Source organism: Geminicoccus sp. (genome assembly GCF_035556675.1).
Classification (GTDB): Bacteria; Pseudomonadota; Alphaproteobacteria; order Geminicoccales; family Geminicoccaceae; genus Geminicoccus.
Window position 1 is genome coordinate 1 of sequence record NZ_DATMFZ010000047.1, and the last position, 14,138, is coordinate 14,138.

Genomic DNA, 14,138 nt, shown 5'->3' on the forward strand with positions numbered 1-14,138 from the left:
AGCAACGTCAAAGCTTCATTAAGCATTGAAATATAGGATTACTTTCCAAGTAATCTTTCGATGCTTCTTCGTTAGCATTAGCCGCACATTGCTTGACTTTGTCCCAGGCACTCTCGTCGAGCGGCTCCACTTTACCCTCGAAGCAAACCCATAAAAAACTTTGCCTGTTGCTGGAGAGGCCTAGATTATACAAAGCTTCTTCCCTGGGATCTGCATAACACGCGTCCATTCTTGCCTCATCTGCCGCTTCGGCAGATGGAATCGACGCAACCTGGAACAGCAACAGCGCTAGCATCATGCCGATCTGCATTCCTGCCGAACCGCCATATCTCCTCTTCAGCAACCTACTCTCCTAGCGTAAATCTTGAAGTAATTTTCGCGAACGGGGTCATAAGAATATTATTTACAGCCCGAAAAGAAGCCATCCATATCAATGGAGCTTCATGAGGCAATCCACTACAGCAACCCTCTCCGTCAGATCGCGAAAATTTTCCATAGCCCTTCCGGAAATACAATCTTCTGTTTTGTTTTCTGGAGATTCCGAAACAATAGGATCCACACCCCATAGACGCAGCTGTAGACGAACTCGACTGCCTTATCAGGCACACTCAATGCTGATATCGTGCGCGATCGAGGATCTTACCAACACTGATCCACACGAGTCTTGCTCGACTGCTTTTCATCCGCAACAACGCACGGCACAATACCCGTCATCAAACATAAACCAATCAAGGTTCCTCCCAATACTGATGCAGATTTTCTTCGAATTATCTGGCTCTATTACCCCGTTTTCGCATATCAACCATTGTAGTGTGCCGCAGCACATGTAAAGCAAGAATTTCAAGGCTGCCCAGCAACTATATGAATGGGTGTTTGGGCAGATCGAAGGGTGTGAACAGGAAGCGGCGGAAGACCTCCAGGTAGCCGCCGTCATAGACGTAATGGCCGTTCTCCTGGCGCAGCAGGGTGCGGTGCTCGCGGTAGTAGCGCGGGATCGCGTACCAGGGGAGGTCCGGCCGCTTGTGGTGCACGTAGTGCAGGTTGTTGTTGAGGAACAAGAAGCTCATCAGCGGGCCGGCCTCGACCAGCGCGGTGCGCTCCTCCGGGGTCTCATGCGCGATGTGCTCGCAATAGGAGCGGACCAGGCCGAGCGAGGTGCCGGGCAGGACGAACAGGAGCAGGTACTGCCAGAACGGCAGGCCACAGACCTCCGTCACCCAGAAGAGCACCAGCACCACCGACGGCACATGCCAGAGCCAGTATGCGAGGTTGGCACGATCGCCGCGCCGCAGGGCCAGCGCCTCGTACCGCAGGAACTGGCCCACGATCAGGAACGGGCCGACCGTCAGCCGGCCGAGCAGGGTATGGTTGAAGACCAGGATCTGGCGCCACCAGCCGGGCAGCGTGGCCCAGCGCTCCGCCGGGACATAGTAGCTTTCCGGATCACGGTGGGGATCGGTCAGGTGATGCAGCTTGCGGTGATGGGCCAGATGCGAGGCACGATAGACCGGATAGGGCAGCCAGAGGCTCAAGGGCGGATAGACCGCCACATGATTCAGCCAGCGCCTGGTCGTCATCAGCTCGTGCAGCGCCTCGTGCTGGAGCGAGCCGTAGAGCGCCATGGTGAAAGCAGCGCAGGGCAGCAGGAGCCACCAGGGAATTGCCGTGGCAAACCAGGTCAAGGTCAGCCAGGCAATCCAGGTGCCGGCGACGCTCGCCCAGGACATCCAACCTTCAGAAGCAATCAATTCAGACTTGATCAACCGGGAAGTAGAAGCCTGCTCGAGCGAATTCGCCATGGACGGTCCTTATTACGGGAAATGACCTGTTCTACCGAAATTCATGTCGCAGCAGAAGAGGCAGCACCGTCAAGACGAGGGCAGTGTCAGCGCGTTGACAGGGAGGCTGGAACCGATACGGTTCGCAGGGGACGATTCGGATCCGCGATCCGGACCGGCATATCCTAACGATACGGGGGATTTCATGGCCGATCGTGAGAACAGGATTCATCCGTTCATCCCGAAGCTCGTCGATCAGTACGAGCAGCGCAAGGTCGACCGGCGCGAGTTCCTGCGGACCTCGACGCTGCTCGGCCTGTCGGCGGCCACCGCCTACGGCATTGTCGGCAGGATCGACGGACCCGGCTTCGTCCCGCAGGCCCGCGCCCAGGACGCGACACCCAAGAAGGGCGGCATCGTCCGGGTGTCGATCCGCATCCCGGACCTGTCGACGCCGCACATTTTCTCCTGGGTGTACGACAGCAACTCGGTCCGGCAGTGCAATGACTACCTGACCCGTACCGGCATCGACAATATTACAGTGCCATGGCTCCTGGAGAACTGGGAGGCTTCCGACGACCTGAAGACCTGGACGCTCCGGCTGCGCAAGGACGTCAAGTGGTCGAACGGCGAGCCCTTCGTGGCCGACCACGCCATCTGGAACCTCAAGCACATGCTGGATCCGGCCACCGGCTCGTCGGTGTTGGGCCTGTTCAGCGGCTTCCTGGTCGAGGACAAGGACACCGGCCAGAAGGACGCCAACGGCAACCCGGTCATGACGACCGACTACTGGGACGCCAACGCAATCGAGAAGAAGGACGATTTCACCATCGTCCTGAACGGCAAGGGCCCACAGATGGCGGTGCCGGAGAACCTGTTCCACTATCCGGCCTTCATGCTCTGGCCGGAGGACAACGGGAAGTGGGGCGTGGGCTCGCCCGGCACCGGCCCGTTCGAGCCGGCCGTGATCGAGACCGGCAAGCGCGCGGTGTTCAAGGCACGCGAGGGCTACTGGGGCGAGGGCCCCTATCTGGACGAGCTCCACTTCATCGATCATGGGGACGACGCGTCGGCGCAGGTGGCGGCGATGGCGTCCCGACAGGCGGACGGGATGTACGAGGCTTCGGTGACCCAGTACGAGGTCCTGAAGCAGATGCCGCATCTGGAACTCTACCAGGTGACCTCCGCCCAGACCGGCGTGGCGCGGGTCCATCCCATCAAGCCGTTCGACGATGCGCGGGTCCGCAAGGCGCTGCGCCTGGCGATCGACACGCCCAAGCTCCTGCAGCTGGCCCATCTCAACATCGGCGCGCCCGGCGAGCACCATCACGTGGCGCCGGTCCATCCCGAATATGCCGATATCGGGCTGATGCAGCAGGACATCGAGGGGGCCAAGAAGCTGCTGGCCGATGCCGGCTACGAGAACGGCATCGAGGCCGAGATCTCCTGCAAGCAGGATCCGGCCTGGGAACTGATCGCCGTGCAGGCGATGACCGAGATGTGGAAGCAGGCCGGCATCAACGTGAAGATCAACGTGATGCCGTCCTCGGCCTACTGGGACAACTGGACCAAGGTGCCGTTCGGCTTCACCGCCTGGACCCACCGGCCGCTGGGGGTGATGGTGCTGGGCCTGGCTTATCGCACGGGCGTGCCATGGAACGAGTCGCACTGGTCGAACAAGAAGTTCGACGAGCTGCTCGCGGTGGCGGAGGGCATCCTGGACGTCGAGGAGCGGCGCCAGGCCATGGTGCCGATCGAGGAGCTGATGCTCGAGGAAGGCCCGGCAGTGATCCCGCTATGGCGGGGCATGTTCACCTTCTGGGACAAGAAGGTCGGCGGCTTCAAGCAGCACCCGACCAGCTATATCTTCGGCGAGGAGCTCTATCTCAACGAGGCGTGAACCGGCCCGACCGGGCGGTCCCGAGCGGGCCGCCTTCCGCCTCCCCCGGTAGCAGCAACCTCGCTCGCGGATAGCAACGACGATGCTGAACTTCGTCCTGCGCCGGCTCGGCCAGATGGCATTCACGATCATCGTCGCCTCGTTCCTGATCTTCGCCGTTTCCGAATGGACACCCGGCAGCGTCGCCCGCAAGACGCTCGGCCCCTATGCCACCGAGCAGCAGGTCCAGATCCTGACGGAGGAGCTGGGCCTGGATCGGCCGGTGGTCGTCCGCTATCTCGAATGGGCCGGCAACATCCTGCAGGGCGATCTCGGCTACTCGACCCTGTACAAGCAGCCGGTGGCACCGATCTTCCGGGACCGGCTGGCCAACACCGCGATGCTGGCGGCGATCGCGTTCGCGATCATCGTGCCGGTCTCGATCCTGTTCGGGGTGCTGGCCGGGATGCGGGAGGGCTCGCTCCTGGACCGGGGCGTCTCGGTGGCGGCGATCATCTGCACCTCCCTGCCCGAGTTCGCGCTGGGTGCCTTCCTGTCGTCGATCTTCGTTATCTGGCTGGGCGTCCTGCCCGGCACCTCGACCCTGGATCCCGGCAGTGGCTGGAGCATCGCCAGCCAGCTGGTGCTGCCGGTCATGGTCATGGTGCTCTATGATGCCGGCTACGTGATCAGGATGGTGCGCGCCTCGATGATCGAGGTGATGCTGGCCCCCTATATCCGCACGGCGATCCTCAAGGGACTGAGCTTCCGCGACGTGATCCGCAAGCACGCGCTGCGCAACGCGCTGATCGCGCCGTTCACCGTGATCCTCCTGCAGATCAACTACCTGATCACCGGCGTGGTGGTGGTGGAGGCGGTGTTCGCCTATCCGGGCTTCGGCCGGATGATGCTGGAGGCCGCGCTGAACAAGGACGTGGCACTGATCGAGGCGGGTGCCCTGGTCGCCGTCGCGATCGCGGTCACCACTCAGGTCGCGGGCGACATCGGCTACATGCTCCTTAACCCGCGCATCCGGATCGCGTGATGGCCACGGTACCCGACGAACTGGAGATCCGCGCTCCCGCCGAGCCGCCGGGCCTGCTCAGCAAGCTGCTGGCGCTGCGCCATTCCTGGGTGGCGGTGACAGGGGCCACGCTGGTGCTGTTCTGGGTCGTGGTGGCACTGATCGCACCGTTCGCCGCCCCCTACGACCCCAACGCCCAGGACTTCATGGCGCTGGCCAACCCCAGGCCCGGCGGCGAGCACCTTCTGGGCACCGACATGCTCGGCCGCGACCTGCTCTCGCGGGTGATGTGGGGTGCCCGTACCGTGCTGTTGGTGGCACCGGTCGCCGTGGTGGTGGCCTATCTGATCGGCTGCACCATGGGGCTGCTGGCCGGCTATTTCGGCGGCTGGGTCGACACGGTGTTCTCGCGCCTGGCCGACATCGTGCTGAGCTTCCCGGTGATCATTCTCTACCTGATCATCATCGCGAATTTCGGCGCCTCGGCGCTCAACATCGTGCTGGCGGTCACCTTCACCGCCACGCCGCAGATCATGCGGATCGTCCGTGGCCTGACGCTGGACATCAAGAACCGCGAATACGTGACCGCGGCGCAGATCCGGGGCGAATCGGCGCTCTACATCATGGCGGTGGAGATCCTGCCGAACGCGCGCGGGCCGCTGATCGTCGATGCCTGCCTGCGCATGGGCTACACGATCATCGCCATCGGGGTGCTGGGCTTCCTCGGCCTGGGCCTGCCGCCGCCCGATCCGGACTGGGGCGGCATGGTCAAGGACACGTACGGGCTGATGTCGGTCTACCCGCACATGGCGCTGATCCCCGCCGCGGCGATCTCGTCGCTCGTGATCGGCTTCAACCTCCTGGCCGACGGGATTCGCGAGCTGGCGCTCAAGGACTGAGGCGAGCGCAACCAGCTATCCAAGAGCGCGAGGAACACTGTCCTCGCGCTCTTGCCTTGGCCATATGATAGGAATATAAGCACTTCTGCTCGGATCGTTAGGATTACGAGCAGAAGAGTTGCGAGGTCCTGATCATGAGCACCCTCTTGCCTCTGGACGATAACGGGCACCCGATCGCGATCCTCGGCTTCGTGCCGCGCGGCACGCAGAAGCTCACGGTCGGCACCGCCTCGGTGCGCAGTGCCGCGCTCGCCGCCGATGTCGCGGTGATCAGCCTGATCGCGACCGGCCCGGTCCGCTTCGAGCTGGGCGATGCCACCGTCACCGCAGACGCGGCCACCAGCCCCTACCTGCACCCGGGCGTCTATCTGGACCTGCCCATGCCGGGCCATGCCCGGCATGTGGCCCTGGTCGCGGAGAGCGACACCTGCCAGGCCTATGTGATCGGGCGGACCTGAGATGGCGCTGCGCCTGGGGCTGGCCCAGGCCCTGGCGTTCTCGGGTCAGATCTCCGCCGAGGTGCTGCCGCCCGTTTCGCCGCCGCCTCCCCCGCCCCCACCGCCGCCACCCGTCGTCGAGACCAATTTCCTGCTGGCTGCGAGCGGCGACCCGCTGGTCGACGAGGCCGGCAACAACCTCGTCTGGGAGAACTCCTGATGGCCAACCGCCAGATCCACGAGCTGGATGCGGTGACGTCCCTGACCGAAGCGGACCGGATCGTCGTCTCGACCGCCAGCGGCAGCCTCACCCGCCGCGCCACGCTGGATGCCCTGCCCTTCAAGGCGGCAGGGCCCGGTGCCGTGACGCGCACCCTGCCCGGCAAGCTGCGCGAGGATGTCTCGGTACAGGATTTTGGTGCGAAGGGCGATGATGCCACGGACGACAGCCCAGCATTCCAGCTGGCCATGGCCTCAGGGGCCAGGACGATCCGCGTCCCGCCCGGTCGCTACCGGCTGACCGCACCCGTGCAGGTCCCGAACGGCACCGCGATCGTGGGCCAGGGCCGCGACAGCTCGATTCTGCGCCTGGACCATGACGGGATCGGGCTGTTCTTCGGCGCTAGCTTCGCCGCCGGGACGGCCGAATATACCGACGGCACCTGCATCGGCCTGGGCCTCACCCTGCGCGCCACCGCGCAGTCGGCAGCGCTGAAGGTGGTCGGCAACAACTTCATCGGGCGCGACCTGCGCTTCCGTGGCGGCGGACCGCAGGCCTGGGCGATCGAGTTGGACCGGGCCAACGACTGGTCGATCGTCGACCTGCTGGCCTGGGGCGATGCCGCCGACGCATTCACCGGCAACGGCATCTGGGTGCGCAACTCGACTGGTACTGCCGTCAACTATGGCGACGGTTCGATGCGCCAGGTCTCGATCAAGCTGGGCGGCCCGAACCTGAAGGGCCTGTTCTTCGAGGGCGGGGCCGCCTCGCCCGGCATCGTCAACAACGTGCTGGTCGCCAAGGCGAACATCGTGGCGCCCGGCCAGACCGGCTGCACCGGCATCCATATCAGAAACGCCCGCCGGCTGACCTTCGTCTCGGTCGATCTGGAATCGCTCACCACCGGTGTGCTCGAGGAAGGCACGGCGGTCGCGATGAGCGAGGTGAACTCCTGGCTCGGCACCTTCTTCCTGGCCAACAGCACGAGCCCGGCCACTGCCTATGCCGACAACAACGCCACGGTGCCGGGTGCGGTGCGCCACCGCAGCTTCCTCGGCTGCGACAACTTCCCCGCACTCACCGCGAGCTTTGCGGATGGCGACACCATGCTGCCGCGCGGCATGTGGCTGAGCTCGGCCACCGGCACGCCGGTGGTGCGTGCCACCGAGCAAGGCGGCAACCTGCGCGTCGACCGCGGCGCTTCTGCCTATATCCAGTTCGGCGCGCCTGCCACTGGCAACAACTCGCGGATCACCTGTGGCGTGGACGGGCTCACCGCCCCCTACGACGCGACCCTGTATCTGGGCGACACCAACATCCGCAAGGTGACGGTAGAGCCGGTCCTGCACATGAACGAGCGCACTGCCGCACCACCCATGCAGACCGACTTCATGCTGGTCTTCGCGGACGGAAATCCGACCTCGGGCGGCTGGAACCCGGCCTATGACCGGGGCCTGTACCTGAGGGCCGGGGGGAGCTGGCACCGGCTGCAGGACAGCAGGATGAAGGGCTGGGTCGCGGTCAACGAGCAGACCGGCGCGACCTACACGCTGGTTCCGGCCGACGTCGGGGACCGGGTCGAGATGAACGGTGCCGCGGCCAAGACCGTGACGGTGCCGTCCCTGCCGGCCGTGCCTGGCGCTTCCGGCACCAAGCCGCCAGGCGGCACCAACGTGATCTCCGGGCGGCGCATCTACTGCGAGACCTCGGTGGGCCAGGTCGGTGCCGGCATCGTCACGCTCAGCCCCGCCAGCGGCGTGGTCATCGAGGGACCGACCGCCACCAGCGCCGACGGCCAGACCCTGGTGCTGCGCTGGGTGACGGCGACCCTGGTACGCACCCGGCTGGTCTGAGGGAGCGGCCCCCGGGGCGAGCACCGGTCCCGCCCCGGGTCATCACACACCGCCGCAGGATGGCGCCAGAACGATTGCCTCGTCCAGTTATTCTCCTACAAGTTGATTGTATGAATTTTGATGACTTTGGATTGGGTAAGAGGACCGGGATGACCCTGTATATCCAGATCACTGACGATAATCGGACCTTCACCCTTTCCGGGGCATCCACCCAGCACATGGTGGACATCATCGGCGACAACATGGCCAACGTGACCCGCGGTGGTGCCGCTGCCAACGTCCGGCATGGCGCTGCCGGCCACAACAAGCTCATGGGCTTTGGCGGCAATGACTGCCTGCTGGGCGGAACTGGCAACGACACGCTGAACGGCGGGATCGGCGCGGCCAGCTACCAGATCACCCTTGGCGGCAACGTCAACGCGCTCGACCTCTCGATCGGCCAGGCACCCGGGAGCGACATCACCTTCTGAGCCTGCCAGAATGCGGCTCCGAGAGGGAGCACGGCATGGCGCAGGAGCAGCAGGGTTTGGAACGGGCGGGCGGGGAAGTCCCCATCGTCTGGCTGCATGGTGCCGGCATGGACCGGACCGTGTGGATGCTGGCCGCGCGCGATCCCGACCTGCCCCCGGTCCCGAGCTTGGCGCTCGACCTGCCGGGCCACGGCCGCTCGGCCGCACCTGGCTGCGACTCGATCGAGGATTATGCCGCGTTCGTCGCAGGCGTGCTGGACGAGATGGGCATCGCCAGGGCCTGCCTGGTGGGCCATTCCATGGGTGCGCTGGTGGCGCTGGAGCTGGCTCTGCGCCAGCCGGCGCGCTGCGTTGGGCTGGTGCTGGCGGGTGCTGCCGCCAGGATGCCGGTCAACCCGGTCCTGATCGAGGCGGCCCTGCACGACCTGCCGAAGGCGGCACGGATGATCGCCACCTTCGCCGTCGCCCCGACCGGCCGGCTCGCCGCACCCGCTACGCCCGGCATCCGCTTGGCCGGCGGCGGCATGGCCCTCCTGGCGGCGTCGCGGCCGGGCGTGCTGGCCCGGGACCTGCGCGCCTGCGACGCCGCCCGGCCGGAGCCGGTGCCCCTGGCCATGCCGGCGCTGGTCGTGACGGGTGCCAGGGACCGGATGACGCCGGCCGCCCGGGGTGCCGAGCTCGCCGCGGCACTCGGCGCCGGGCTCGCCCGGATCGAGGGTGCCGGGCACATGATGATGCTGGAGCAGCCGGCCGCCTTCGCGGCGGCCGTGGTGCCGTTCCTGAAGGGTCTTCAGTCGAGCAGCCGGGCGCGCTGACGCAGCTCGTTCTTCTGCACCCTGCCGGTCGCGGTCTTGGGCAGCGTGCCGAACACGAAGCGGCGCGGCAGCTTGTAGCTGGCGAGCTGCTGGCGCAGCCAGCGCAGCAGCTTGGCTGGGTCGGGCCGCTTGGCATCCGGCTTCAGCATCAGGAAGGCGCACGGCACTTCGCCCCACACGGGATCCGGGCGCGCCACCACCGCCGCCTCCAGCACTGCCGGATGGCGCTGGAGCACCTGCTCCACCTCCAGCGAGCTGATATGCTCGCCGCCCGACACGATGATGTCCTGGGCGCGGTCGCGGACCTCGACATAGCCGTCCGCATGAACCACGGCCAGATCACCGGTATGGTACCAGCCGCCGGCGAAGGCTTCTGCGGTGGCGTCCGGATCCTTGAGGTAGCCGGCCATGACGGTGTGGCCGCGCAGCATGATCTCGCCGAGCGTGGCGGCGTCGTTGGGCACCGGCCGCAGAGTGACGGGATCGGCCACCTGCAGCTCCGGGATGATCGCGGAGCGCACCCCCTGGCGGGCCATCATCCGGGCACGCTCGGGTGCCGGCAGGTCCTGCCAGGCCGGCTGCCGTGCCGAGAACATGACCGGCCCCTGTGCCTCGGCGAGCCCGTAGGTATGGATCACCCGGAAGCCCATTGCCTCCAAGGCCTCGATGACCACGTCCGGCAGGGCGGCACCGCCAGCCAGCACCTCCACCGGGCGGCACAGTGCCGCCAGCACCTCGCGCGGGCAATGCAGCAGCATGCTCAGGACCGACGGTACCGCGAACAGATGCGTGACCTGCTCCTCCGCCAATAGCCGGAAGATCCGTGCCGGCTCGGGCCGTCGCAGGCAGACATGGATGCCTCCGACCGCAGTGACCGCCCAGGGCAAGGTCCAGCCGCTGCAGTGGGACATAGGCAGCGTCCAGAGATGGACACTGTCCGCGCGCAGCCCGAGCATCAGCGCACTGCCCAACGCGCTCAGGTACGCGCCGCGATGATGGCAGACCACGCCCTTGGGCGGGCCGGTGGTGCCGGAGGTGTAGCAGAGCGAGATGGGCGACCATTCGTCTGCCGGAGGCACTGGCGCTGCCTCGGGGTCGCCCTGGTCGAGCAGTTCCCCATAGGTGAGCTGGCCCAGTGCCTGACCGGCTTCCGCCGGATCGACCAGGTCCACCACCAGGATCGGCCGTGCCAGCCGGCAAAGCGCCTCGCGCACCACCGGAGCATAGGTCGTATCGGTGATCAGCACCGTGCTTTCGGCGTCGGCGAGGATGGCGGCGAGGGTCGCGGCATCCAGCCGCTCGTTCAGGGCGTTCAGGACTGCCCCCGCCATCGGCACGCCGAACTGGCATTCCAACATGGCCGGGACGTTGGGCAGCAGCACCGAGACGGTGTCGCCCGGCCTCACCCCCAGCCCGCGCAGTGCCGAGGCCAGGCGGCGGCAGCGGCGGCGGATCTCGGACCAACTCCAACGCTCCGGACCGTAGATGCAGCCCGTGCGGCTGCCATACACGTCGGCAGCCCAGTCCAGGAACCCCAGCGGCGTCAGAGCCTGATGGTTCGCGCGCACCCTGTCCAGATCGCGCGCATAGACTCGGTTCCCGCCGCGCTGCGCGGTCATCCACGTCTCCCCACGAGGCTCCCCCCTTCCTGCAGAAACCTACGCCGCAGCCGGCGCCGGTGTCAGGCGGGATGTTCGGCCAACACCCGGCCCTGCCGGGCGAGCAGGCCAAGGGCCAGCACCATGAAAGTGGCATGGTAGACGCTGTTCAGCCAGTTCTGGCACATGCTTTGCGCGAGTGCGTCCGCCGCGAGCAGGAGAGCCAGGCCGCGGGCGGCGGGATCGGGATGGTGCCGGGCCACCCGGGCCGCCTGTGCCAGCAGGGTCGCCAGCAGGACCAGGAGAAAGGCCAGCCCCACCGGCCCGGCTTCCACCCACAGCCGCACCGCCTCGTTGTGCGGCCAGTCCAGGATCGCCTCGCCGTCCAGGGACGGTTTGCCCTCGGCGAGCGTGGCACGCACCGTGCCCAGCCCCATGCCCAGCGGATGATCGCCCGCGCGCTCCAGCCAGCCGGCGATGGCCACGGTGCGGCCGGTCGACCATTCGGCCGGACCGTCGGCCGTCAGCCGCCGCCAGAGCGACGCATCGATCAGCAGGGTGTGCAGCAGCAAGACGAACGCGCCGACAGCAGCCAGCAGCAGGCAGGCCGTGAGCCAGCGGCCGCGCCGGCGGCTGGTGGTCAGGACCAGCAGGGCCGCGATCGCCAGCACCAGGAAGGGTGTACGGGTGGCGGCGGCCAGCAGCAGCAGCCCGCCCGCACTCCAGACCAGGACGCGCAGCACCCGGCCGAACCAGCCGGCACGGGACCAGGTCATGGCGCTCAGGCCGAGCGCCAGCACGCACATGCTGCCATGGGTGACCAGCGAGCCCGAGGCATCGATCCGCCTCACGCCGTCAGCACCGCGCGCCAGTTCCTCGGGGCCGAGAACCAGCACGCCCAACGAAGCCGCCAGGACATAGAGGGCCAGGAGGCGCCAGAGCAGGACCGGCAGGTCCAAAGGCCCGAGCGTAGCCGCCACGGGTCCCGCGATCAGGAGGGCCAGGACCGGCAGGAGCAGCTTGTAGTCGAGCGGATCGACCTGCCCCTGGAGGTCCAGCAGCGCGATCACCGCCACGAGCAGGAGCAGGATGGCCGGTGCGGCCGCTTCGTCCGGATCCAGCCGTGGCCGGACTGCCAGGCAGAAACCCGCCAGCAGCAGATAGACGAGCAGGAAGACCGGCATGCGCAGCCCGGTCAGGGCCAGGCGCTCGGCCTGGTCGGCACTGAGCATCGCCAGGCCGGCCAGCAGCACCAGCAGGGTCAGGGCCATGCGACGCGGAAGGGTCGGGGACGGCATGGCCTTGTGAATAGAGTCCGCTCGACAGAATTTCAACTAATGATAGAAATACCGCATGAACCGATCAGCTGCCAGCTCGATGGCGCCGCCCAAGCGCAAGAACTTCCCGATCCGCCCGGGTGCCGCATGGCTCGGCCACCTGCTGCAGTGCTGCCTGGTGATCCTGGCGATCAACTGGGGGTTCCAGGGCATGCGCGGCATGCAGGCAAAGGAGCTGGCCTTCCGGATCGGCCTGGGTGCCCTGCTGGCGCTCGCGGCAGCCGGTCCCTTCAGCCTGGCCGGCCTGCCGGCACCCCTGGCCGGAGCTGCCGGCGTCCTGGCCGGGCACAGCGTGAACTTCCTGCTCAACGGCCAGTTCTGGGTCTGCGCACGCTATTGCCGGGCCTATCGCGGCCGGGCCCTGTGCATCGAGCGGACGACCCTCGACCTCGCCCGCGAGATCGCCCGGCTGCCCTGGCTGACGGAGGCGGCCTTCATCGGCTCGCGCGCCCGGGGTGGAAGGGCAGATGATCGCTCCGACATTGACCTGCGCCTCGTGTTCCCACCCGGTCTTCTCGGCTGGTGGCGGACCAACTGGCTGCTCCTGCGCCTGCGCAGCCGGTCACTGGTCCGGGGCGTGCCGCTCGACCTCTACGCCTACGACACGCCGCAAGCCCTGCGCCGCTTCGACCAGGACGAGCCGCTGCTGGTGGTGAAGGACGCTGGGGGTCGGCTGCACCGGGCGTTCCCGGACCGGGCCGTGTGGTTCAGCCAGCCGGCCGGCGCCGCTCCGGATGGACGGCCGGCATGATGGTGGAAACGCGCCGTACCTGCTGGGTCTATTCGCCGGGAGGCCACCTGGCCGAGCTGGAACGGGCCACTGCTGGAATCCGGTTCACCGACCTCTACCATGTCACCTTCGCGTCTGGGCGTGCGCCCGCACCGGGTGAACGCATCCACCTGATCTGCCACCCACGCCGCCGGCCGGGCCGCACGCTGCTCAACCTGGCACAGTCGCTCCGGGTGCTGCTCAAGGAGCGCCCGGCCCTGATCCTGTCCACCGGTGCGGACGTCGCGGTACCGACCCTGATCCTCGGCCGGCTGCTCGGTGCCGAGGTGGTGTTCGTGGAAACCGGCGGCACGCTGGAGCCGTCGCTCACCGGCCGGCTGGTCTATCCCTTCTGCCACCTGTTCGTGGTGCCCTGGCCGGAGAAGCTGGCAGCATTCCCACGCGCGGTGCTGGCGAGCGGACCGCTGCTGTGAGCCCGCGCGGGAGGCCATGGCGATGCTGGTAGCCGCGGTCGGCACCTTCATCGCAGGCTTCGATGCGCTGGTCGAGGCCGCGGACCGGACCTGCATGGCACTCGGCCTGCCCGGCTTCGCCCAGATCGGCCAGTCGCGCTACGTGCCGGAGCGGATGGACTGGCAGCGCTTCCTGCCGCATGTCGAGCTGGTGACGCGCTTCCAGGCGGCGCGGCTGGTGGTGTGCCATGCAGGCATGGGGATCGTCGGGGAGGCGATGCGCGCGGGCGTCCCGATCATCCTGTTCCCCCGCCGGGGCGAGACCAGCGCGCTGCACCCGGCCAACGACCAGACGCCCCTGGCGCTCCGGCTGGCCGCAAGGCACGGACTGGCCGTCTGCCATCGGCCTGCGGACCTGCCCGAACTGGCGTCACAGCTGCTGGGCCGACCGAAGCGCCGGAGCTATCGGCTGGCAAGCGATGTGCCGACGATCCTCGCCGACTGGCTGAGCCGGCCGCGTCCCTAGAGCGGTTCGCTCCACCTTGTCCGACGCAAAAAAAGCGCGACCCGGCACAGAGGACAATCAGCCGGGTCGCATCAGTCGGAATAAGATGTCAATGCGGTAACCAAGAGACAATGCAGAGTG

The 14,138-nt window shown here is 66.9% G+C and carries 15 protein-coding genes; 11 read left to right on the forward strand and 4 right to left on the reverse strand.

From position 1 onward, the window contains the following. Window positions 1-7: 7 nt before the first annotated feature. Window positions 8-343, reverse strand: a complete 336-nt coding sequence (locus tag VNS22_RS03545) for a hypothetical protein (RefSeq protein WP_325729675.1) — start codon at window positions 341-343, stop codon at window positions 8-10. A 514-nt stretch (window positions 344-857) separates the two neighbouring features. Next, a complete protein-coding gene (locus VNS22_RS03550; protein ID WP_325729677.1) occupies window positions 858-1,727 on the reverse strand; it encodes a fatty acid desaturase in 870 nt (289 codons plus the stop codon). 256 nt (window positions 1,728-1,983) lie between these two features. Between VNS22_RS03550 and VNS22_RS03555 the strand changes: the two genes are divergently transcribed. The 8 genes from VNS22_RS03555 to VNS22_RS03590 all read left to right on the forward strand — a co-directional run bounded on the left by VNS22_RS03555 (window position 1,984) and on the right by VNS22_RS03590 (window position 9,375). Then, complete coding sequence (locus VNS22_RS03555) at window positions 1,984-3,678, forward strand: ABC transporter substrate-binding protein (RefSeq protein ID WP_325729679.1); 1,695 nt, start codon at window positions 1,984-1,986, stop codon at window positions 3,676-3,678. A gap of 82 nt (window positions 3,679-3,760) precedes the next feature. Next, on the forward strand, window positions 3,761-4,702 hold the full coding sequence (locus VNS22_RS03560; protein ID WP_325729681.1) for an ABC transporter permease: 942 nt from the start codon (window positions 3,761-3,763) through the stop codon (window positions 4,700-4,702). Continuing rightward, window positions 4,702-5,580, forward strand: a complete 879-nt coding sequence (locus VNS22_RS03565; RefSeq protein ID WP_325729683.1) for an ABC transporter permease — start codon at window positions 4,702-4,704, stop codon at window positions 5,578-5,580. The genes VNS22_RS03560 and VNS22_RS03565 overlap by 1 nt, the downstream gene beginning before the upstream one ends. 134 nt (window positions 5,581-5,714) lie before the next feature. Then, window positions 5,715-6,038, forward strand: a complete 324-nt coding sequence (locus VNS22_RS03570; protein ID WP_325729685.1) for a hypothetical protein — start codon at window positions 5,715-5,717, stop codon at window positions 6,036-6,038. Between the two features lies 1 nt (window position 6,039). After that, a complete protein-coding gene (locus tag VNS22_RS03575; RefSeq protein WP_325729687.1) occupies window positions 6,040-6,237 on the forward strand; it encodes a hypothetical protein in 198 nt (65 codons plus the stop codon). After that, window positions 6,237-8,090 (forward strand): glycosyl hydrolase family 28-related protein, encoded by a 1,854-nt coding sequence (locus VNS22_RS03580; protein WP_325729689.1) that lies wholly within the window; start codon window positions 6,237-6,239, stop codon window positions 8,088-8,090. The genes VNS22_RS03575 and VNS22_RS03580 overlap by 1 nt, the downstream gene beginning before the upstream one ends. Before the next feature lie 149 nt (window positions 8,091-8,239). Continuing rightward, window positions 8,240-8,560, forward strand: a complete 321-nt coding sequence (locus tag VNS22_RS03585) for a hypothetical protein (protein ID WP_325729691.1) — start codon at window positions 8,240-8,242, stop codon at window positions 8,558-8,560. A 35-nt stretch (window positions 8,561-8,595) separates the two neighbouring features. Next, window positions 8,596-9,375, forward strand: coding sequence for an alpha/beta fold hydrolase (locus tag VNS22_RS03590; RefSeq protein WP_325729693.1), 780 nt, complete (start codon window positions 8,596-8,598; stop codon window positions 9,373-9,375). On the opposite strand, the gene VNS22_RS03595 is transcribed toward VNS22_RS03590, so the two are convergent. Next, window positions 9,351-10,994: an AMP-binding protein gene (locus tag VNS22_RS03595; RefSeq protein WP_325729695.1), complete on the reverse strand. Its 1,644-nt coding sequence runs from the start codon at window positions 10,992-10,994 to the stop codon at window positions 9,351-9,353. The two genes, VNS22_RS03590 and VNS22_RS03595, sit on opposite strands and share 25 nt — an antisense overlap. Window positions 10,995-11,056: 62 nt before the next feature. After that, on the reverse strand, window positions 11,057-12,244 hold the full coding sequence (locus VNS22_RS03600) for an O-antigen ligase family protein (RefSeq protein WP_325729697.1): 1,188 nt from the start codon (window positions 12,242-12,244) through the stop codon (window positions 11,057-11,059). An 82-nt stretch (window positions 12,245-12,326) separates the two neighbouring features. Between VNS22_RS03600 and VNS22_RS03605 the strand changes: the two genes are divergently transcribed. The 3 genes from VNS22_RS03605 to VNS22_RS03615 are packed head-to-tail and all read left to right on the forward strand — an operon-like array spanning window position 12,327 to window position 14,018. Next, entirely contained in the window at window positions 12,327-13,061 is a 735-nt protein-coding gene (locus VNS22_RS03605; protein WP_325729698.1) for a nucleotidyltransferase domain-containing protein, read from the forward strand. Beyond that, complete coding sequence (locus VNS22_RS03610; protein WP_325729699.1) at window positions 13,058-13,513, forward strand: hypothetical protein; 456 nt, start codon at window positions 13,058-13,060, stop codon at window positions 13,511-13,513. Before VNS22_RS03605 ends, VNS22_RS03610 begins: the two co-directional genes overlap by 4 nt. 16 nt (window positions 13,514-13,529) lie before the next feature. Further along, window positions 13,530-14,018: a glycosyltransferase gene (locus tag VNS22_RS03615; protein WP_325729701.1), complete on the forward strand. Its 489-nt coding sequence runs from the start codon at window positions 13,530-13,532 to the stop codon at window positions 14,016-14,018. Window positions 14,019-14,138 lie beyond the last annotated feature (120 nt).